We start from the raw sequence: 20,205 nt of genomic DNA on the forward strand, positions 1-20,205 counted from the left end.
CCAAAATCTTTGACATCGCCAAAGTAGCCCACGCTGTCGCACGTGTCAAGAATCCTTGACACCCCCCTCGCCCCCCCGCCCCCCGCGCCCCCGCCCCCCGCCACCTCCGCCGAGACCGGATAGGCAGCACGAGACGGAGTGCATTTGCCACCTTCTCGTGGCGGATATCCGGTCTCGCGGAAAATGCGGAAGGCGCGGGCGGAGGCGCAGGGGCGCAGGGGCGAGGGGGGTCAGATCACTGGGGCGGACCACGCGTCGGGGTTACCGAAACGGTGCGCCGTGATCGCGATCGCCTGCTCGTGCAGGAACGGCAGCAGCTCGATCCGCGCGGCCGTCGTCACCTCGTTGGCATAGACCGCGACGTCCGGATCGCCGCCGGTCGCCTCCGCGAGCGCGCGCTGCAGCAGCTGGACCTCGGACGGTGAACCGACGAGTCGCACACGGGAAGGACGGGGGGATGCTTCGCCCACCGCCGCCGACATATCGGCGAGCGACGACCCCGCGCCGGCGGCCGCGCGCTGCAACCACTGCTCCTCGCTCTCGACGAACACCGGCACATCCTGCGCGGTCAGCGCGCGACGCACGTCGGCCGGGACGCCGGCCGGCGCGCTGACACTGAATCGCGAGCCGGCGCGGAGCCCCGCGACGATGACGCGCAGGAGCGCCTGGGGCGCGGCATCCTCGGTCGCCCGCACGGCCACATCGACCGGACGGTAGCGGAAGAGGTTGCGCTCCACGCCCAGCCCCGACACGTCGCGGACCTGGCCGAACTCGCGATCCCACGCGATCGCATCGGCGAGCGCCGCACGACGCAGCCAGTCGAACGCGTCGTAGTCGAGCGACGGCTGCGACGCCTCGATCACGTTCGTGATGCGCGAGTCCAGGCCGCGCAGATGCAGCGTGGCCGAAGGCGCACCGCCACCCGATGCCCGCCACGAGCCGAGACCGATGAGGTAGTTGGGGCCGCCGGCTTTGGTCCCCGGCCCGACCGACGAACGCTTCCAGCCGCCGAACGGCTGTCGCTGCACGATCGCTCCGGTGATGCCGCGATTGACGTAGAGGTTTCCGGCCTCGACCTTGTCGAGCCAGTGCGCCAGATCATCGGGGCTCTGCGTATAGAGCCCCGCGGTGAGCCCGTACGCGACGGCGTTCTGCAGCTCGATCGCGTGCGCGAGCGAGCTCGCGTGCATGACGCCCAGCACGGGCCCGAAGAACTCCTCGAGGTGGAAGCGCGAACCCGGCTCCACGCCGGTGCGGATGCCGGGCGTCCAGAACCGCCCCGCCGTCTCGGGCCCGAAGTCCAGGGGCCGCGGCTCGACGAGCCATCTCTCGCCCTCGTCGAGCGTCGTCAGCGCCCACCGGAGCTTGCCCTGCGGCACTTCGATCACCGGACCGACTTCGGCGAGCGGATCGGTCGGGGGCCCGACGCGCAGCGATGTCGCCGCATCCACGAGCTGACGCGCGAATCGCTTCGAGCGCGCGACCGGGCCGACCAGGATCGCCAGCGACGCCGCAGAGCACTTCTGCCCGGCATGCCCGAACGCGCTCTTGATGAGATCGGATGCTGCCAGGTCGAGGTCTGCCGACGGCATCACGATCATCGCGTTCTTGCCGCTCGTCTCGGCGAGCAGCGGAAGGTCGGGCCGCCACGAGCGGAACAGCGCCGCCGTCTCCCACGATCCGGTGAGGATCACCCGGTCGACATCGGGGTGCGAGAGGAGCTGGCGCCCGAGCGCGCCCTCGTCGATGTCGACGAGGGCGAGCACGTCGCGGGGCACCCCCGCGTCCCACAGCGCCTCGGCCACCACGGCTGCGCACCGGCGCGCCTGCGGGGCGGGCTTGAATACGACCCCCGACCCTGCGGCCAGCGCGGCGAGAACGCCGCCCGCGGGAATCGCGAGCGGGAAGTTCCACGGCGGCGCCACGACCGTGAGCCGAGCCGGAACGAAGACGGCCCCGCTCACCCTGTCGAGCTCCCGCGCCGTGGCCGCGTAGTAGTTCGCGAAGTCGACCGCCTCACTCACTTCGACGTCCGCCTCGGCGAACACCTTGCCGGTCTCGCTGGCGGCGACCTCGATCAGCTCGCCGCGGCGCGCCTCCAGCGCCCGGGCGGCGGCGGCGAGCACAGCCGATCGGTCGGCGGCAGGAAGGCCGCCCCATCCGGCCGCGGGGTCACGCACCCGGGCGATCGTCGCCTCGAGCGTCTCGGCGTCATCGACGCGGGATGCCGCGACCGTCGCATCACCGGCGGTCGACGCCTCTACGCGGTCGAGGATCCCACGGGCCCATTCGCGGTTGGCCGGGAGGGCGGGGTCGGAGTCGGGGGTGTTGCGGAACCCCGGCGCGCCGGCCGCCCTCGATCCCGACTCGCGCGACGAGAAGACGGCCGTCTCGACGAACTCCTGCCCGCCGAACATGGCGCCGCGAATCGTCGGACCCACCGGCTCGGTGTCTCCCCCGGCGCCGTGCGCCGAGGCAGACCGCCCGATGCCGAGCACGGCCTGCGTCAAACCGTCGGGAGAAATCGGGTCGCGCGCGTCATTCCCGCCCTCTGGCGCAGGGTTTCGCCCGGTCTCTTCGCCGGGAGCCGCGCTGCTCGCCCGCCGGTCCTGCTGCCGGCGCGCGCCGATCGGCAGCGTGTCATCGGCCGCGCGCGTCAGCGAGGCGAGGAACCGGTCGCGCTCGCGATCGAACATCGCGGGGTCATCGGCCAGATCGAACGCCGCCGAGAGGAAGTTGTCGCTCGACGCGTTCTCTTCCAGGCGCCGCACGAGGTAGCTGATCGCGACGTCGAACTCGTCGGGGCGGACGACCGGCACGTACAGCAGCACGTGCCCGACCTCGCGAGTGACCGCTTCGACCTGGCCCTGGGCCATGCCCAGCAGCATCTCGAACTCGACGGCGTCGTCGCCCCGCACCCCGCGCTCGCCCGCGAGCAGCCACGCGTAGGCGATGTCGAACAGGTTGTGCCCGGCGATCCCCAGCCGCACGGCGGCGGTGTTCTCGGGCCGCAGCGCGAAATCGAGGCAGCGCAGATAGTTCGCGTCCGAGTCGACCTTCGCGTCGTATGTGGCGAGCGACCAGTCGTGCATGACGGCATCCACCCGCTCCATCGCGAGGTTCGCGCCCTTCACGAGACGCACCTTGATGCGCGCGCCGCCCGCGTCGACGCGCTCGCGCGCCCACGCCGTGAGCTGCTGGAGAGCGGGCAGGGCATCGGGCAGGTAGGCCTGGAGGACGATGCCGGCTTCGAGACTCCGCAGTCGCGGGTCTTCGAGGATGCGCGTGAAGACCGCGATCGTCAGGTCGAGGTCGCGGTACTCCTCCATGTCGAGGTTGATGAAGGTGGGGCCGCCGCTCTGGGTGGAGGGCGACGCGGCGGTGAGGTACAGCGGCATCAGGCGCTCGACGACCTTGCCGACCACCTCGTCGAACGCCCACATCGAGATGTGACTCGCGATCGCCGACACCTTGACCGACACGTAATCGACGTCCGGGCGGCGGATGAGGTCGTGGATGCCGTCGAGCCGGCGCAGCGCCTCGTCCTCGCCGAGCACGGCCTCGCCGAGCAGGTTCAGGTTCAGGCGGGCGCCGCCCTCGCGGAGCTTCGCGATCGCGGCGCCCAGCTTGTCGGGGCGGGCATCGATCACGAGGTGCCCGACCATATCGCGCAGCACCCGGCGGGCGATCGGCACGACCGGCGACGGCAGCACGGGCGCCATTGCCCCGCCCACGCGGACCGCGCTGCGCAGGTACCACGGGAGGAACCCGGGCACGAGCGGGGCGACGCGATGGAGATTGGATGCTGCCGCAGACAGGCTCTCCGGACGCATCACCCCGTCGACGAATCCGATCGTGAACGGGAGCCCGTTGACGTCTTTCAGGACGCCCGCGAGGCGCTCGGCCGACGGGTCGACCTCGGCGCCCGCAGACTCGTCCACCCAGCGGCGGGCGAGGTCGATCGCTCGCGTGGCTCGTTCGTCGGAGTTCAGGGCGTCGGGCTGCGGCGCTTTTGGCGGTGCAACATCACTGTCGGACATGGCCTCCAGCCTACGGCCGGGCTAGTCCCAGGTGCTCGGTGCCTCGGCGCGCGTCGACGGGAGAGCGGACGCCGCGGCCCAGTCGTGAATCCACGGCGCGAGCGGCGGCAGGGTGTCGGGTCGCCCCAGCGCGGCGAACAGCTCGTCGTGCCCCACGATGCCGCCGGAACGGCGGAGGAACCGGGCCCGCACGATCATCTCGGCATAGATCTCGCCCCCGACGACCGCTCGGTGCACCAGGTACACCGACTTGTCGTCGTGCGCGAGGAGGCGCGTCTCCACGTCGAACCGCTGCCAGAGCTCCAGGGACTTGCGGAAGGTGATCGTCTCGCTCGCGACGACGGCGTACCACTTCTCCTTCACGAGGAGGTCCCAGAAGCCGGTGCGGATGAGCAGATCGAAGCGTCCCAGATCGAACAGCGAGGCGTATCGGCCGTTGTTCATGTGCCCGAGCAGGTCGAGGTCGGTCGGCAGCGTCGTCACGCGCACTCGGCCGATCGTCGATGGCGGCACCGCTCCGCGTCGCCGCAACTGTGCCTTCGCACGCCAGATCGTCAGGAGCGTCCGCCAGATCACGTTCACGAGGAGCGATCGTATTGTTCCACCGACGATTTTGCGATTCGGTTGTGGATTTCTTACAGCGGTGGCGACAGCATCCCGGCGCCTCGCAGGACCTCTCCGCGTCGTGCCCGCCTCGATTTCCGGTGTTCATCGGCGGCGCGTAGAGTCTGGCCCATGGAAGCGGAACTGCAGACCGACATCGTCGTCCGTCCGGTGCGGGACGTCGATGCCGAAGCTCTCGGGCGCGTGCATGCGACCTGCTGGCACGAGACCTACGACCACTTGATCAGCAAGGCCGCGCTCGAAGCGGTGTCGCCCCGTCGCCTCGCCGAGCTGTGGACGCACTGGGCGGCCCAGGGCCCCGAGTTCCGCATGAGCGCCGCCCTGGCCGGCGGCGACATCGTCGGATTCGTGGGCTCGGGCCCCGCCCGCGACAAGGATGCACCGGCGATCCGCGAGCTGTACTTCATCTACCTGCTGGACGCATGGCACGGCACCGGCATCGGACAGCGACTGTTCGACGCAGCGATCGACGAGGGCGAGAGCGTCTACCTCTGGGTCGCCGACGACAACCCGCGCGCGCATCGCTTCTACGAGCGCAACGGCTTCACGCTCGATGGTGCGACGCACACCGAGCCGTTCCTGGGTGAGACGCTCACCGAGGTGCGGTTCGTCCGTTGATCCGCGTACTCCTTCCGTGATCGAGGTCTGGGCCTTCGGCGGCATCCCCGAGATCACGCCCGGCACCGATCTGGTCGGCGCGATCGTGGATGCCGGGGCCACCGTGCTGCAGAGCGGCGACATCCTCGTGGTGACCTCGAAGATCGTGTCGAAGGCCGAAGGCCGTATCCTCCACGCGGACGACCGCGAGGACGCGATCACGGCCGAGACCGTCCGCGTCGTCGCCACGAGGACGTCGCCCGACGGCCACGTGACGCGCATCGTGCAGAGCCGGCTGGGGATCGTCGCAGCCGCCGCGGGGGTCGACGCGTCGAACACCCCGGACGGGACGGTGCTGCTGCTGCCCGAAGATCCGGATGCGTCCGCTCGTGCCCTCGCTCACGGGCTGCGCACCCGCCTGGGCATCGAGGTGGGCGTGATCATCTCCGACACCCTCGGCCGTGCGTGGCGCGATGGTCAGACGGATTCAGCGATCGGCGCCGCCGGCGTGCACGTGTTCGAAGACCTCCGCGGACAGACGGATGCCGAGGGTCGGCCCCTCACCGTCACCATGCCGTGCGTCGCCGACGAGCTGGCCTCGGCCGCCGAGCTCGTCAAGGGCAAGGCTGCCCGGCGCCCGATCGCGGTGGTGCGGGGCCGGGCCGATCTCGTCGGGTCGCTCGATCTTCCGGGGGCCCGGTCGATCGTGCGGCCGCTGGAGCGCGACATGTTCCGGCTCGGCGCCGATGAGGCCTGGGCCGAGGGGTTCGCGGCGGGCGCGGCATCCGTCCACGAACGTGACGCGGAGGCCTTCGGCTCCGGGCCCTAGTCCAACGAGCGGCCGAGCGTCAGGCCGTCGCCGGCGACGGGGTGATCCCGCTGACGGCGTCGCCCGGGTGGGCGGGTTCGGGCAGGAGCCCGATCAGGAGCTGCGTCTCGGCTGCGGGCATCGAATACTCGTGCTCGGGCGCCGGGTAACGGTGGGTGCGCACATCCTCCGCGTAGGCGGCAACGGCCGTGATCATCGGTTCGCGGAGCTCCGCATACCGCTTCACGAAGCGTGCCGCGTGGCCGTCGTAGATGCCGAGCAGGTCGTGGAAGACCAGCACCTGGCCGTCGGTGGCCGGGCCTGCGCCGATACCGATGATCGGAAGGTGGAGCAGCGGCATCATCGCCTCGGTCGCGGCGCTCGGGATCGCCTCGAACACGAGTGCGAAGCATCCGGCGTTCTGCAGAGCGCGGGCACTGCGGAAGACGGCGACGGCCTCTTCGGCGGTGCGGCCCTGCGCGCGAAAGCCGCCGATCGTCGAAGCGGTCTGCGGGGTGAGGCCAACGTGCCCCATCACCGGGATACCTGCGGCGACGATCGCGCGCGCCCGTTCGACGGACGTGCCGCCGCGCTCGATCTTCACCGCGTCCGCCCCTGCTTCCTTGATGAAGCGCTGGGCTGTCGTGATCGCCTGCTCGTCCGAGATCTCGTAGGAGCCGAACGGAAGGTCCGCCACGAGCAGCGGCGTCCGAAGACCGCGGCGCACCGCGGCCGTCAGCATGAGCATCTCGTCGATGGTGACCGGCACGGTGCTCTCGTGACCGAGCACCGTCATCGCGGCGGAGTCTCCGACGAGCACGATGTCTACCCCCGCGGCCTCCGCGATCTGGGCGCTCGGGTAGTCGTACGCGGTGACCATCGCGATCGGCTGGCGCTGGGACCTCATGTCGGCGAGGCCGGCGATCGTCACACGCGGGCGTGCGGGAATCGTGCCGGCGCTCATGCCGCCGGCGCCTTCAGTTCAGGTCGCATCAGTGCGCCTCCAGGATTCGATTGTCGATCAGGCGAGCGGCGCCCACCCGGGCGGCGACGGCGAGAAGCGCGCCGTCGCCTATGCGATCGAGCTCGGCGAGGTCATGCGGCGAGCGCAGCTCGAGGTATTCGGGTTCGATGCCGGCCTGTGCGAGCACGCGGTGCGCCGCGGTGAGCACGGTGACTGCGCTCGTCTCGGGTCCGGTCACAGCGGCCTGCGCGGCCGCGAGGGCACGGTTCAGCGCGGTCGCCCGCTCCCGCGAGGCGGGATCGAGATAGATGTTGCGAGAGCTCATCGCCAGCCCGTCGCTCTCGCGCACGGTCGGGCATGCCACGATGCGCACGGGGATGTCGAGGTCGCGGGCGAGTCGCCGGATCACGAGCACCTGCTGCGCATCCTTCTGCCCGAAGTAGGCGTCATCGGGCGCCACGATCTGGAACAGCTTGGCGACCACCGTGGCCACGCCGTCGAAGTGACCCGCCCCGCGATGCTTTCCGTCGAGGACCTCGGTGACGCCCGAGACGTGAATGGTCGTCGCGAACCCGTCCGGGTACACCTCTTCGACCGGCGGCGCGAAGAGCACATCCGCCCCCGCATCGGCGGCGAGCGCTGCGTCGCGCTCCTCGGTGCGCGGGTAGGCGCCGAGGTCTTCGTTCGCGGCGAACTGCGTCGGATTCACGAAGAGCGAGACCACGACGAATCCGGTGTCGGCGCGGGCGCGGCGGATGAGGGAGAGGTGGCCCTCGTGGAGCGCTCCCATCGTCGGGACGAGTCCGATCGAGCGGCCCTCGCCGCGGGCCTCGGAGACAGCGGCGCGGACCTCCGCGATGCGTCGAAGGATTCTCACGCGATGCTCCTGCTTCGGGCTGCCAGTGCGCGCGTGCAGTCGGCGAGCGCGTCGAAGAGGGGCAGCAGGTCCGGAGCATCGGCGCGGATCGCGTCGCGCTGCCTCTCGACCGTCACGCCGTCGCCGCGCGCGATCGGACCTGTCAGCGCGTTCTCCGGTCCTTCCGCCGCCCAGTTCTGGACCGTGCGTCTCACGAGCGGCGTCAGCAGCGCCCGCGCATCCGGCCCGTCCAGGCCTGCCGTGCGGGCCACCTGCTCTGCGGCCGCCAGCAGCGTCACGACGAAATTCGAGGCGAGGGATGCCGACGCGTGGTACCCGGCACGGTGCTCGTCGTCGATCGCAAAGGGTCTCGCCCCGATCCGGATCGCCAGCTCGCGTGCCACATCCACCGCCGCAGCAGACCGCCCTGCGATCGCGCAGCCGATGCCGTGGAATGCGTCCGGCCCTTCACCGCCGGCGAATGTCTGCAGCGGATGCAGCCCGAAGCCGACGCCGGACGCCTCGAGGGTCACCGCGCCGGACATGTGGCCGACGAGACCCTGCCTCACCCCGAGCCCGGCCACCACGCCGGCGATCGCGTCGTCGGGCACGCAGACGAGGATCACGTCGGCATCCGGTACAGCCTCACCGCGCGTCGTCGGCCCGTTGACCGCCACCCCCGCCGCACTCAGCGCCGCCGCGATCGCGCGCCCGACCCGACCGCGACCGACGATGGTCGCGGTCGCTACGGGGGCGCGCGGGGTGGGGGTGGGGGTCATGTCTTCGTGAGAACGCCCGCTCGAGGGCGAGTCCGTGGGTCGATTTTAGTCTCGCCGCTGCAGGGTCAGACGCTCGCGAGCTGACGCTTCGCGAGGCGGAGCCAGGTCTCGACGACGGTGTCGGGGTTGAGCGACATGGATTCGATGCCCTGTTCGACGAGCCATTCCGCAAGGTCGGGGTGATCACTCGGGCCCTGCCCGCAGATTCCGACGTACTTCTCCGCCGTACGGCAGGCGGTGATCGCCATCGACAGCATCTTGAGGACGGCGGGGTCGCGTTCGTCGAACGTCGCGGCGACGAGCCCCGAGTCGCGGTCCAGCCCGAGGGTGAGCTGGGTCATGTCGTTGGAGCCGATGGAGAATCCGTCGAAGTACTCGAGGAACTCGTCGGCGAGCACGGCGTTGGACGGCAGCTCGCACATCATGATGACGCGGAGCCCGTTCTCGCCGCGGCGCAGGCCGTTCTCGGCGAGCAGCTCGATCACCGCGCGGGCCTCGCCGACGGTGCGGACGAACGGCACCATGATCTCGACGTTCGTGAGCCCCATCTCGTCGCGCACGAATGTGAGGGCCTCGCATTCCATGTCGAAGCACTCGCGGAACTCCTTCGAGATGTACCGGGATGCTCCGCGGTACCCGATCATCGGATTCTCCTCGTGCGGCTCGTACAGCTCGCCGCCGATCAGATTCGCGTACTCGTTGGACTTGAAGTCGCTCAGGCGCACGATGACCTTCTCGGGCGCGAACGCGGCTCCGATCATCGACACGCCCTCGGCGACGCGCTGCACGAAGTAGTCGCGGGGTGAGGGGTAGGCGGCGATGCGCTCCGCGATCTCGGCCTTCAGTGCCGGTTCAAGGGTGTCGAAGTCGAGGAGGGCGCGCGGATGGATGCCGATCTGCCGGTTGATCACGAACTCCAGCCGCGCGAGGCCGACGCCCGTGTTCGGGAGCTTCGAGAACGCGAAAGCCTGGTCGGGGGTGCCGACGTTGAGCATGATCTTGGTCGGGCTCTCGGGCATCTCGTCGAGCTTTGTGATGACCTCTTCGAAAGCGAGGATGCCGTCGTAGACGAACCCGTTGTCACCCTCGGCGCACGAGACGGTCACGGCGTGTCCGTCGGCGAGCACGGTCGTTGCATCTCCCGTGCCGACGACGGCGGGGATGCCGAGCTCGCGCGCGATGATCGCCGCATGGCAGGTACGGCCGCCGCGATTCGTGACGATCGCCGAGGCGAGCTTCATGATGGGCTCCCAGTCGGGATCGGTCATGTCGGCCACCAGCACGTCGCCGGGGTGGAACTGATCCATCTGCGCGAGCGACCGCATCACGCGCACCGGCCCCGCGCCGATCTTCTGCCCGATCGCACGGCCGATCGCAATCACCGTGCCCGGTTCCTCGAGCACGAACCGGCGGGTCAGGTTGCCGTCTGTGCGCGAGACGACGGTCTCGGGGCGGGCCTGCAGGATGTAGAGCTTGCCGTCGACACCGTCCTTGCCCCACTCGATGTCCATCGGGCGACCGTAGTGATCCTCGATGACGAGGGCCTGCCGTCCGAGCTCTTCGACCTCGGCGTCGGTGATGCTGAACTGCCCGCGGTCGGCGACCGGCACGTCGGTGAACACCGTGCTGCCGCCGGCGTGCGTGCCGTCCGCGTAGACCATCTTCAGGGCCTTCTCCCCCACCGACCGCTTGAGGATCGCCGGGCGCCCGGCCCGGAGCGCCGGCTTGTACGCGTAGAACTCGTCGGGGTTCACCGCCCCCTGCACGACCGCCTCCCCCAATCCGTAGGAGCTCGTCACGAAGACGGCCCGGTCGAACCCCGACTCGGTGTCGACCGTGAACAGCACGCCGGAAGCCCCGACATCCGACCGCACCATCCGCTGGATGCCCGCCGACAGGGCCACGTCGTGGTGATCGAACCCGTGGTGCACGCGGTACGCGATCGCGCGGTCGTTGTAGAGCGACGCGAACACGCTCCGGATCGCGGCGAGGATGTTGTCGATCCCGCTGATGTTCAGGAACGTCTCCTGCTGACCCGCGAACGACGCGTCCGGGAGGTCTTCGGCTGTCGCGCTCGAGCGCACCGCCCACGACACCGACTCGGGTGCGGGGTCACCCGCCACGAGAGCGGCGTACGCCGTGCGGATGTCGGCTTCGAACGCGGCCGGCAGGGGCTGGCGCTCGATCCCCTCGCGCACGTTCGCGCCGACACGGGCGAGCTCGGCCACATCGGTCACGTCCAGCGCCTCGACTGTCGAGCGGATGCGGTCGTACAGGCCGCCGACGGACAGGAAATCGCGATACGCATCGGCGGTGGTTGCGAACCCGCCGGGGACGCTGACCCCGGCATCCGCGAGATTGCTCACCATCTCGCCGAGCGAGGCGTTCTTGCCGCCGACCTGGGCGACGTCGTTCATGCCGATCTCAGCGAACCAGAGGATGTTGTTCGTCATGGGGTCTTCTTTCGGTCGTTGAGCGAGCGAAGCGAGTCGAAACGCAGAGTCGAAGAGGAGGCGGGGTGAAGGTCATGAGCGCAGGCGCATGGACTGCATGATCACGGCCGACATCTCTTCCACGGATTTCGTGGACGAGTTGAGGAAAGGCACGCGATTGCGGCGGTAGAGGTCTTCGGCCCGACGCAGCTCGAGAGTGCACTGCGCGAGGCTCGAGTACACCGAATCGGGGCGCCGTTCGTGGCGCACCTGACTCAGGCGCAGCGGCGTGGTGGTCAGCCCGAAGCACTTGTCGAGGTGGGGCGCCACCGGAGCCGGCAGCCCGTCCGAGGGGAAGTCGTCGTCGGTCAACGGATAGTTGGCCACGAGCAGCCCGTACTGCAGCGCCAGATACATCGTTGTCGGGGTCTTGCCGCATCGGGAGGGTGCGATGACGATCACATCGGCGATGTCGAGGGCGCGCATGCTCTGCCCGTCGTCGTGCTCGATCGCGTACTCGACCGCCCGCATGCGCGCGAAGTACCGCTCGATGTCGCCGACACCGTGATACTGGCCGAGCTGCTCGGACGCCGTGCTCCCCAGCGCCGCCTCCAGCTCGCGCAGATGACCGCCGAGCAGGTCGACGACGACAGCCCCCGAGGCCATCAGCTCGGCGAGGATCTCCGCCGACTTGACGGTCGCGAACAGGATCGGGACCGCGCCTGTCGCTGCCGCGGCCTGGATGTCGCGCACGACATCGCGCGCTCCCCCGACGGTGTCGACGAAGGGGATCGTGTGGCGGTGGAACGCGACGCCCGGAAAGTTGGCGAGCAGCGCACTGCCGAGGGTCTCTGCGGTGATGCCCGTGCTGTCCGAGACGAAGTACGCGGGGCGCGCGGTGGCGCGGCTCGCCGAAGGACGCGGGATGCTGTCCGTCGTGGCGTCGATGGCGTGCTCCTCTCGCGATGACGTGTTTGCGAGCGTAGGGAAAGAACGAGTGGGGTTGAGGGCGAGTTCTTGCGAAGGAAACGCGGTATTTGCCGTCGGGGCAATTGCGGACGCGCTTCGCGAACCGGGTCAGCGGCGCGCGGCGCCGAATCGGCTCGAGTAGCGTTCGAACCGATTCACCTCGTCGACCAGCTCCCTCGCCCGGACCGCGAACTCGAGGGCATCGGATGTCGGCCTGATCGAGCGACCGTCCGGCTCGAAGAACCGCACGCCCATCCGTCGCTGCAGCCAGCCGATCTGCCGCGAGACCGCAGCCGGCGAGTAGCCCCGCTCCCGTGCGGCTGCGACGACCGACCCGCTGTCGATCACCGCGAGAAAGGTCTTCAGCACGCCGAGGTCAACCATGCTCGCCCTGCTTCGTGGAATCGTCGCGCGCGGCCAGGTAGTCGAGGTGGATGGCCACGTTCGCCTCGGCCGCGAATCGGACGTTCGCAGGAGCATCCGCGTAGACGACGTCAGCGATCTCCTCGACGGTCACGGGTCGGGGAGGTACGGCGCTCTGCAGCGCACGGATAGCCCGCTCGATGTCGGCCGTCCGCCGAAGCCGGTGCCTGGTGTACACGGTCGCGAGAGCGGCCAGGTTCGCGATCATCGGGCCGTGGGCGGGAAGGGCGGGCACCGCCCCCAGCTCGGTGAGCCGCGCGAGCGAAGCGAGGTAGTCGACGAGCGAGCCGCCACCCGCGCTGTCGAGGACCGCGGTGCCCCGCCCGAGGATCGTATCGCCGGTGAGAACGGATGCCGCGCGCGAGCGATCTTCGAGCGTCCGGTCGAGCGGGAGCTGGAAGCACACCGAGTCGGACGTATGGCCGGGCGTGCTCAGGACGTGGATGCGGGTGCCCGCGGCGAGGATCTCTTCGCCGTCTCGGAGCGGATCGCCCGCGATGCAGAGCTGCGGATCCGCGGCGCGGACCGGGGCGCCCGTGAGCGCGGACAGGCGCGCGGCGGAAGCACTGTGATCATGATGGTGGTGGGTCAGGAGCACAAGCTCGGTCCTGCCCATGGCGGTGATGCGACGGAGGTGGTTCGCGTCCAGGGGGCCAGGGTCTACGACGACGAGGCCGTGGGAATCGGGCTTGCGCACGATGAACGTGTTGGTGCCGTCGAGCGTCATCGGGCCGGGGTTGGGCGCAAGAATGCGCGTCGTCAACATGGTCCACTCGGTGATCGCTGCCGAGGCATCCGAGCCTCCGAAGGCCCCGGGAAGCGGCGAGATCATCGGTTCTGGAACTCGGGGGCGCGCTTCGCGCGGAAGGCGGCCATGCCCTCTTTGCGATCGGCCGTGTCGAAGAGCGCCGCGAACGCATGGCGCTCGAACCGGAGGCCCTCGGCGAGGGAGGTCTCCAGGGCTGTGTCCAGCGCCGCCTTCGCCGCGTAGACCGCAGGCAGGGATCTCGCCGCGATCTCGGCTGCGATTTCGGACGCCGCAGAGAGCAGCTCCGCGGCGGGCACGACGCGTGAGACGAGCCCGGCACGCTCGGCCGCTGCCGCATCCATCATCCGACCGGTGAGCACGAGGTCCGCCGCCTTGTAGTAGCCGATCGTGCGCACGAGCCGCTGCGCTCCCCCCATGCCCGGGATGATACCGAGGGTGATCTCGGGCTGACCGAACTGAGCCGTGTCGGCGGCGATGATGACGTCGCACATCATCGCGAGTTCGCACCCTCCACCGAGCGCGTAGCCCGACACGGCCGCGATGACGGGCGTCCGCAGGGCGGCGAACGCCTCCCAGCCGTCGAACACCCGCGAGACGAGAACCTCCGTGCCCGTGATGTCCGAGATCTCACCGATGTCGGCGCCGGCCGCGAACGCTCTCTCCGACCCGGTGAGGACGATGGCGCCGATACCCGTGTCGGCATCGAACGCCTGGGCCGCGGCGACGACCTCGTCTCGCACGACGTGGTTGAGCGCGTTGAGCACCTCTGGTCGATTCAGAGTGATCCACGCGACGCGGCCTCGAACCTTGGTGACGATCGCTTGGTATGTGGTCATCCACCAAGCTCCTCTCGTGCGTCCTCGCCATGCTAGCATAAAGCAAGCGCTTGATTTTTGGAGGAGTCGTGAGCTCAGTGAGGGATGCCGCAGGATCGGCGTTCGGCGAGAACGTAAGCGGAACCGGGCCGGCCGCAGCCCTTCCCGAATTCGTGGAGTACCTGATCGTCGGCGCGGGCGTGTGCGGGCTCTGCCAGCTCCAACGGCTGCTTGAGCTGGACGCCGACGTGCTCCTCGTGGACGCCAACAGCGACCTCGGCGGCACGTGGTACAAGAACCGCTACCCCGGGTGCCGCTTCGACTCCGAGTCCTACACCTACCAGTACTCGTTCTCGAGCGAGATGCTCCAGGAATGGGACTGGTCCGAGCGATTCGCCGCCCAGCCCGAGACCCTCGCCTACCTGAACTACTTCGCCGACAAGTTCGACCTGCGCCCCCACATCCGCTTCGACAGCGGCGTGACCTCTCTCACGTGGTCCGAGGATGAGCTGGTCTGGAACGTGACCCTCACCGACGGCCGCGCGCTGCGCGCGCGGTTCGTCCTCTCGGCGATCGGCATCCTCTCTGCCCCCACCTACCCCCGCATCCCGGGGATGGAGACCTTCGCCGGAACAGCGGTGCACACCTTCGACTGGCCCGAAGACCTCGACGTCACGGGCAAGCGCGTCGCGGTGATCGGGACCGGCGCAAGCGGCGTGCAGGTCATCACGGCGATCGCCTCGAGAGTCGACCAGCTCTACGTGCTGCAGCGCGGCGCGAACTGGGGCGCGCCTTTGGGCAACGGTCCGATCTCGTCGGACGAGATGGCCGACCTGCGATCCCGGTACGACGAGATCTTCAAATGGTGCAGCGAGACCCCGGCCGGCTTCATCCACCGACCAGACCGCGTCCTCAGCACAGACGTCACCCGCGAGGAGCGCATCGCGCACTGGAACGAGCTCTATCGCGGGTCGGGCGCCGGGATGTACATGGGCAACTATCGCGACACGATGATGGAGCCGGGACCCAATGCCGAGCTCTCCGAATTCATCGCCGAGCGGATCCGGGAGCGCGTGCACGACCCGCGCGTCGCCGACATCCTGATCCCGAAGGACCATGGCTTCGGCACGAAGCGCGTCGCCGGCGAGTCGGGCTACTACGAGGTCTTCAATCAGGACAACGTCGAGCTGGTCGACCTCAAAGCCACCCCCGTCACCGAGATCACGCCGGAAGGACTTCGCTTCGGAGGGGATGCGGGCCGCCCGCCGATCGACGTCGACGTCATCGTCTACGCGACCGGGTTCGATGCGGTGACGGGTCCGTTCGACCGGATCGACATCGTGGGTGAGGATGGTCTGCGCCTGCGCGACAAGTGGAGCGCCGGCCCCATCACTTGTCTCGGCGTGCAGGTGGAGGGCTTCCCCAACCTGTTCATCCTGGCCGGGCCCCAGTCCGGTTCGGCATCGGCGAACTTCCCGCGCGGGATCGAGGACGTCGTCAACTGGATGACGGAGTTCGCCACCGTGATCAACGCCGAGGGCATCGTGCGCGTCGAGGCGCACGCGGACGCCGAGGCCGCGTGGACCGCCCACGTGCACGACGTGAATTCACGGCTGCTGATGTCCAAGACCAAGTCCTGGTTCAACGGTCACAACAAGAACCTCGACCGCGACGAGGCGCCCCGCGCGATGGTCTACCTCGGCGGCGGACCGAAGTATCGCCGGCGCCTCGCCGAAGAGTCCGCGAACGGCTACCCCAGCTTCGAACTCGAGCGCGCGTCGGTGGGCGCTCCGCGGTGAGACGCTCTGGAGTGCGACCGCACGTCGAACCGGCACCGGGGGCGCTACGCGGGCGACGCGCTCTCCTCCTCGAGCCGCTCACGATGCTCCGGTGCGGCCACGGCGATGAGGTTCTCGCGCCGTTGCTTGCTCGTCCGGCCCCGCAGCCAGGCCACGCCGTGCTCGGTGACGACCGCGTCGACGCTGTGATGAGCCGCGGTGACGAGGTCGGCGGGCGCGTGGGCGGCCACGATCGTGGAGTCGCCGCGCCCGGTCGTGGACGCGAGGGCGATCACGCGCAGACCGCCCTCCGAGAGGTGCGCGCCCTCGGCGAAGTCGGCGCTCCCGCCGACTCCTGAGATCACGCCGCCGCGCACGGTCTCGGCGACGACCTGGCCGCGCACGTCGACTGCGACAGCGGAATTGATCGACACGAAGGACGGCACGGAGGCGATCGCGAGCGGATGATGAATCTGCTGCGAGTCATGCATCTCGATCGTGGGATTGCGGTCCGCCCACGACATGAGCGCCGCAGAGCCGAGGAGCTCCACCGTCTGCACCGGTGGGCCGCCCGCCGCGGCGATCGCCTCCACGAGCGGGATCATCGGATCCGAGAGCATTCCGTGCAGCCGCAGCGACGTGCCTTGGCCGATCCGCGAGAGCTCGGTCGCGACGGCGTCGCCGATCGCCCCGATGCCCAGCTGCACGGTCGACCCATCGGGAATGAGAGCGCCCACGTTCGCCGCGACAGCGGTCGCTGCGGCCGTCGGGATGCTCGTCTCGTAGAGGGCCATCGAGGTGGTGGAATTGACCAATCGGTCGATCTCCGAGATGTGGATGCGGCTGTCGCCCGCCGTCCGCGGGACATCCTCCGCGACCTCCGCGACGACGAGGCGGGCCAGACGCACCGCATCGCGTGCGTAGCTCGTCGAGGGGCCGAGACTGCAGTAGCCATCAGCGTCCGGTGCGCTCACCCGGATGAGAGCGACGTCGGCGCCGGTCAGGACGATGCGAGGGACATCGAGCAGACGCATCGGCAGATAGTCGACGAGGCCCTCCTTGTACAGCATCCGGATCTCACCGTGCAGGTGCCAGCTGCGGATCCGCAGCGCGCCCTCGAGCGCGGCTTCCCGCAGACCCGCCTCACCCAGGGTGAGGCCGAGCGTGAGCGACACGGCGCCGGCGGATCGCGCGCGACGACCGAGGCCGCGCAGCAGGGTGAGCGGAGTGCCGCACGCGTTCCCTGCGACGATCCGCGCATCCGGCGGCACATCCGCGAGCGCGGCTTCGGCCGACGCGGTGGTCGAGATCGAGCCCTTCATATCTCCGGATCGTCCTCTCTTGACGAGGTGTAGCAAGCGCTTGATACACTACTCCTGCGCTGAATATGCGCATATTCGACCCAGGGAGCACTCATGGACTTCGAGGAGCCCGAACACCTCCGCGACATCCGGACGGCCGTCCGCGACATCTGCGCCGGCTATGACGGCGAGTACTGGCGCCGCTGTGACAACGAGCACGAGTTCCCCTGGGACTTCTACAATGCGATGGCAAAGGCAGGCTGGGTCGGTATCTCGATCCCGGAAGAGTTCGGCGGCGGTGGCGGTGGGATCACCGAGGCGTCGATCGTGCTCGAAGAGGTCGCCGCCTCTGGCGCTGCGATGAACGGCGCCAGTGCGCTGCACATCTCGATCTTCGGCATGAACCCAGTAGCCAAGCACGGTTCGACGGCGATGAAAGAGGCCTACCTCCCCCGGGTCGCGTCAGGAGAGCTGCACGTGGCCTTCGGGGTCACGGAACCGGATGCCGGAACGGATACGCCGTCGATCTCGACCCGCGCCGTGCGTGACGGCGACGAGTACGTCGTGCACGGGCAGAAAGTGTGGATGACGAAGGCCCACATCGCCGAGAAGGTCCTCCTGCTCACGCGCACGACTCCCCTCGACCAGGTCGACAAGCGCACGCGGGGCATGACCCTGCTCCTCGCCGACCTCAAGGCGCCCGGCGTGACGATCGATCTCATCGACAAGATCGGCCGCAATGCGGTCGGCTCGTGCGAAGTCAGGTTCGACGGTCTGCGCGTCTCGGCCGACGATCTGGTCGGTGAGGAGGGCAGCGGCTTCTCGTATCTCCTCGACGGGCTCAACCCCGAGCGCATCCTCATTGCGGGTGAGGCCATCGGCATCGGGCGCGCCGCGCTGAAACGGGCGACCCAGTACGCCCGCGAACGCGTGGTGTTCGGCCGTCCGATCGGCAAGAACCAGGGCATCTCGTTCCCGCTCGCCGAGGCCCACATGCGTCTCGCGGCCGCGGAGCTCGTCGTGCGCGAGGCGTCGTGGCGGTACGACCAGGGCCTGCCGTGCGGCGAACAGGCGAACGCTGCGAAGTACCTCGCGTCCGACGCCGCCTTCTTCGCCGCGGACACCGCGATGCAGACGCTGGGCGGGTATGCGTACGCGAAGGAGTACGACGTCGGCCGCTACTGGGTCGAGTCCCGCTTGATGAAGAGCGCTCCCGTCCCCCAGCAGATGGTGCTCAACTTCATCGCCGAGCACGTGCTCGCCCTCCCGCGCTCGTACTGACCATGACTGGTCCCGTGACCTCCGACACCAGAGCATCCACGAGGCGCGGCCGCCCACGTAAGCCGATGATCCTCGCCGAGACGATCGCCGACGGCATCGTCGACGCGGGGATGCGTCCGGGGGAACGCCTGCCCGCCGAAGCCGAGATGGCTCTGAAGTACAGCGCAGGGCGCGCGTCCGTGCGGGAGTCGCTCCGGATCCTCGAGGCGGAGGGAATCGTCGAGACGCGCGTGGGCGCCGGAGGAGGAGCCTTCGTCGCGCATCCGCGCCGCGAGAGCATCGCCCGGCCGCTCTCGGTCCTCATGCGGATGAGCGACATCGGGTTGCGAGAGGTTCTCGAAGCGCGTCTGCTCATCGAGCCGTCGCTCGCCGCCGCAGCGGCCTCGCACTGCACCCCTGCGCAGGCCGCGCTCCTGGAGAGCGCGAACGACGCGCTCGGACGGCTCGAAGAGGGCGGCGAGGACTGGCGACGGATGAACCGCGAGTACCACACGCTGATCGCCGAGATCGCGGCGAACCGACCGCTGGCGATGATGTGGGACATCCTGAGCATGATCGCCGACGGCCACGACGCCGGCGTCCGCTATCCGGCGCACTCGCTCCACGAGGCCGATGCCGCGCACCGCAAGATCCTGCGCGCGATCGTCGCGGGTGACGGCGAAGGGGCGGCTCGCGCGATGCGCATCCACCTCGAGGCGATGGCCGAGCACGTCGCCCGCTCCTACCCGCAGCTCCTCGACGGTCCGATCGCGATCGTGCGCTCGCAGAGCTGATTCGAGATACGAGGATCGACATGACCGCGACTTCCCTCCCCGACTCCGTCGTCATCTACGAGGTCGGCGCCCGCGACGGGCTCCAGAACGAGGCCATCACCGTCTCGACGCACGACAAGATCGCCTTCATCCGGCGCCTCGCCGAGGCGGGCCTGACCACGATCGAGGCGACCAGCTTCGTGCATCCGAAATGGATCCCCCAGCTGGCCGACGCGGAGGACGTGCTCGCGGGTCTCGATCTTGCCGGGGACCCGGCGCTGTCGCTGCCGGTGCTCGTGCCGAACGAACGCGGCCTAGACCGTGCGCTGGCGGCCGGCGTGACCCGCATCGCGATCTTCGGCAGCGCCACCGACACCTTCGCGCGGAAGAACCTCAATCGGTCGCTCGAGGACCAGTTCGCCATGTTCGAGCCCACCGTCGCCCGCGCCCGCGCCGCGGGCATCGACGTGCGTGCCTATGTGTCGATGTGCTTCGGCGACCCTTGGGAGGGCGACGTGCCGATCGCCCAGGTCGTCGAGGTCGGCCGGCGCCTGTTCGACCTGGGCGCGTCGCAGCTGTCGATCGGAGACACGCTCGGCCTTGCGACGCCCGGCCGCGTCCACGACCTGCTTGGGGCCTTCGCCGCCGCCGGACTCGGAGCGGACGACCTCGCGGTGCACTTCCACGACACGTATGGTCAGGCGCTCGCGAACTCGTACGCCGCGCTCGAGGCGGGCATCCGCACCTTCGATGCATCAGCCGGCGGCCTCCGCGGCTGTCCGTACGCCCCCGGTGCGGCCGGCAACCTCGCCACGGAAGACCTGGTGTGGATGCTCGACGGACTCGGCATCCGGAGCGGCGTCGACGTCGCGGCCCTCGCCCGCACGAGCACCTGGATGGCCGCGACGCTCGGCCGTCCGTCCACGTCCCGCGTCGTGCAGGCACTCGCCGCGCAGGACGCCTGAGCCCAGCGACACGCGGACACGAACACGAACACGAATCGATCACGAAGGAGAG

17 protein-coding genes are annotated in these 20,205 nt (G+C 69.4%); 6 read left to right on the forward strand and 11 right to left on the reverse strand.

The window, feature by feature from the left end; genetic code table 11:
- Positions 1–230: 230 nt before the first annotated feature.
- Both F6B43_RS12325 and F6B43_RS12330 read right to left on the reverse strand, forming a co-directional pair.
- On the reverse strand, positions 231–4,040 hold the full coding sequence (locus F6B43_RS12325) for a proline dehydrogenase family protein (protein WP_150449212.1): 3,810 nt from the start codon (positions 4,038–4,040) through the stop codon (positions 231–233).
- 21 nt (positions 4,041–4,061) lie between these two features.
- The gene (locus F6B43_RS12330) at positions 4,062–4,622 is read right to left on the reverse strand and encodes an acyl-CoA thioesterase (protein WP_150449213.1); all 561 of its coding nucleotides are present in this window, start codon (positions 4,620–4,622) and stop codon (positions 4,062–4,064) included.
- 153 nt (positions 4,623–4,775) lie between these two features.
- Between F6B43_RS12330 and F6B43_RS12335 the strand changes: the two genes are divergently transcribed.
- Both F6B43_RS12335 and cofE read left to right on the forward strand, forming a co-directional pair.
- Positions 4,776–5,282: a GNAT family N-acetyltransferase gene (locus F6B43_RS12335; protein ID WP_150449214.1), complete on the forward strand. Its 507-nt coding sequence runs from the start codon at positions 4,776–4,778 to the stop codon at positions 5,280–5,282.
- Positions 5,283–5,298: 16 nt separating this feature from the next.
- Complete coding sequence (gene cofE / locus F6B43_RS12340; protein WP_246159929.1) at positions 5,299–6,090, forward strand: coenzyme F420-0:L-glutamate ligase; 792 nt, start codon at positions 5,299–5,301, stop codon at positions 6,088–6,090.
- A gap of 19 nt (positions 6,091–6,109) precedes the next feature.
- Here cofE and panB read toward each other — a convergent pair whose 3' ends face one another.
- The 8 genes from panB to F6B43_RS12380 form a co-directional block, all read right to left on the reverse strand.
- On the reverse strand, positions 6,110–7,033 hold the full coding sequence (gene panB / locus F6B43_RS12345) for a 3-methyl-2-oxobutanoate hydroxymethyltransferase (protein WP_150449216.1): 924 nt from the start codon (positions 7,031–7,033) through the stop codon (positions 6,110–6,112).
- A 28-nt stretch (positions 7,034–7,061) separates the two neighbouring features.
- Positions 7,062–7,910: a pantoate--beta-alanine ligase gene (gene panC / locus F6B43_RS12350; protein ID WP_150449217.1), complete on the reverse strand. Its 849-nt coding sequence runs from the start codon at positions 7,908–7,910 to the stop codon at positions 7,062–7,064.
- Positions 7,907–8,668: a Rossmann-like and DUF2520 domain-containing protein gene (locus F6B43_RS12355; RefSeq protein ID WP_150449218.1), complete on the reverse strand. Its 762-nt coding sequence runs from the start codon at positions 8,666–8,668 to the stop codon at positions 7,907–7,909. The genes panC and F6B43_RS12355 overlap by 4 nt, the downstream gene beginning before the upstream one ends.
- Positions 8,669–8,733: 65 nt before the next feature.
- Positions 8,734–11,121: a phosphoenolpyruvate synthase gene (gene ppsA, locus F6B43_RS12360; RefSeq protein WP_150449219.1), complete on the reverse strand. Its 2,388-nt coding sequence runs from the start codon at positions 11,119–11,121 to the stop codon at positions 8,734–8,736.
- A gap of 72 nt (positions 11,122–11,193) precedes the next feature.
- On the reverse strand, positions 11,194–12,048 hold the full coding sequence (locus tag F6B43_RS12365) for a pyruvate, water dikinase regulatory protein (RefSeq protein ID WP_343030098.1): 855 nt from the start codon (positions 12,046–12,048) through the stop codon (positions 11,194–11,196).
- Between the two features lie 129 nt (positions 12,049–12,177).
- Positions 12,178–12,453 (reverse strand): LysR family transcriptional regulator, encoded by a 276-nt coding sequence (locus tag F6B43_RS12370; protein ID WP_170285647.1) that lies wholly within the window; start codon positions 12,451–12,453, stop codon positions 12,178–12,180.
- Positions 12,446–13,324: an MBL fold metallo-hydrolase gene (locus tag F6B43_RS12375; RefSeq protein WP_150449222.1), complete on the reverse strand. Its 879-nt coding sequence runs from the start codon at positions 13,322–13,324 to the stop codon at positions 12,446–12,448. Before F6B43_RS12375 ends, F6B43_RS12370 begins: the two co-directional genes overlap by 8 nt.
- On the reverse strand, positions 13,321–14,097 hold the full coding sequence (locus tag F6B43_RS12380) for an enoyl-CoA hydratase-related protein (RefSeq protein WP_150449223.1): 777 nt from the start codon (positions 14,095–14,097) through the stop codon (positions 13,321–13,323). Before F6B43_RS12380 ends, F6B43_RS12375 begins: the two co-directional genes overlap by 4 nt.
- A gap of 68 nt (positions 14,098–14,165) precedes the next feature.
- Between F6B43_RS12380 and F6B43_RS12385 the strand changes: the two genes are divergently transcribed.
- Complete coding sequence (locus F6B43_RS12385) at positions 14,166–15,875, forward strand: flavin-containing monooxygenase (RefSeq protein ID WP_211368126.1); 1,710 nt, start codon at positions 14,166–14,168, stop codon at positions 15,873–15,875.
- Between the two features lie 44 nt (positions 15,876–15,919).
- Here F6B43_RS12385 and F6B43_RS12390 read toward each other — a convergent pair whose 3' ends face one another.
- The gene (locus F6B43_RS12390) at positions 15,920–17,176 is read right to left on the reverse strand and encodes an acetyl-CoA hydrolase/transferase family protein (RefSeq protein WP_150449224.1); all 1,257 of its coding nucleotides are present in this window, start codon (positions 17,174–17,176) and stop codon (positions 15,920–15,922) included.
- Between the two features lie 93 nt (positions 17,177–17,269).
- On the opposite strand from F6B43_RS12390, the gene F6B43_RS12395 reads away from it, so the two are divergent.
- From F6B43_RS12395 to F6B43_RS12405, 3 genes are read left to right on the forward strand one after another with little or no spacing between them, the layout of a single operon-like run.
- On the forward strand, positions 17,270–18,436 hold the full coding sequence (locus F6B43_RS12395) for an acyl-CoA dehydrogenase family protein (protein WP_150449225.1): 1,167 nt from the start codon (positions 17,270–17,272) through the stop codon (positions 18,434–18,436).
- Positions 18,437–18,450: 14 nt separating this feature from the next.
- Positions 18,451–19,209 carry a FadR/GntR family transcriptional regulator gene (locus tag F6B43_RS12400; protein WP_170285648.1) on the forward strand — a complete coding sequence of 253 codons (759 nt, stop codon included), beginning with the start codon at positions 18,451–18,453 and terminating at the stop codon, positions 19,207–19,209.
- Positions 19,210–19,229: 20 nt separating this feature from the next.
- Complete coding sequence (locus F6B43_RS12405; RefSeq protein WP_150449227.1) at positions 19,230–20,153, forward strand: hydroxymethylglutaryl-CoA lyase; 924 nt, start codon at positions 19,230–19,232, stop codon at positions 20,151–20,153.
- The last annotated feature ends 52 nt before the right edge of the window (positions 20,154–20,205 follow it).

Origin of the sequence: Microbacterium rhizomatis (genome assembly GCF_008710745.1) — a bacterium.
GTDB lineage: Bacteria > Actinomycetota > Actinomycetes > Actinomycetales > Microbacteriaceae > Microbacterium > Microbacterium rhizomatis.

What these genes read in the sequence shown, in the direction of transcription:
- F6B43_RS12335 (WP_150449214.1), top strand. Translation starts at nt 4,776, where the DNA reads ATGGAAGCGGAACTGCAGACCGACATCGTCGTCCGTCCGGTGCGGGAC.
- F6B43_RS12375 (WP_150449222.1), bottom strand. Translation starts at nt 13,324, where the DNA reads ATGATCTCGCCGCTTCCCGGGGCCTTCGGAGGCTCGGATGCCTCGGCA.
- F6B43_RS12355 (WP_150449218.1), bottom strand. Translation starts at nt 8,668, where the DNA reads ATGACCCCCACCCCCACCCCGCGCGCCCCCGTAGCGACCGCGACCATC.
- ppsA (WP_150449219.1), bottom strand. Translation starts at nt 11,121, where the DNA reads ATGACGAACAACATCCTCTGGTTCGCTGAGATCGGCATGAACGACGTC.
- F6B43_RS12390 (WP_150449224.1), bottom strand. Translation starts at nt 17,176, where the DNA reads ATGAAGGGCTCGATCTCGACCACCGCGTCGGCCGAAGCCGCGCTCGCG.
- panB (WP_150449216.1), bottom strand. Translation starts at nt 7,033, where the DNA reads ATGAGCGCCGGCACGATTCCCGCACGCCCGCGTGTGACGATCGCCGGC.
- F6B43_RS12405 (WP_150449227.1), top strand. Translation starts at nt 19,230, where the DNA reads ATGACCGCGACTTCCCTCCCCGACTCCGTCGTCATCTACGAGGTCGGC.
- F6B43_RS12395 (WP_150449225.1), top strand. Translation starts at nt 17,270, where the DNA reads ATGGACTTCGAGGAGCCCGAACACCTCCGCGACATCCGGACGGCCGTC.
- F6B43_RS12325 (WP_150449212.1), bottom strand. Translation starts at nt 4,040, where the DNA reads ATGTCCGACAGTGATGTTGCACCGCCAAAAGCGCCGCAGCCCGACGCC.
- F6B43_RS12380 (WP_150449223.1), bottom strand. Translation starts at nt 14,097, where the DNA reads ATGACCACATACCAAGCGATCGTCACCAAGGTTCGAGGCCGCGTCGCG.
- F6B43_RS12370 (WP_170285647.1), bottom strand. Translation starts at nt 12,453, where the DNA reads ATGGTTGACCTCGGCGTGCTGAAGACCTTTCTCGCGGTGATCGACAGC.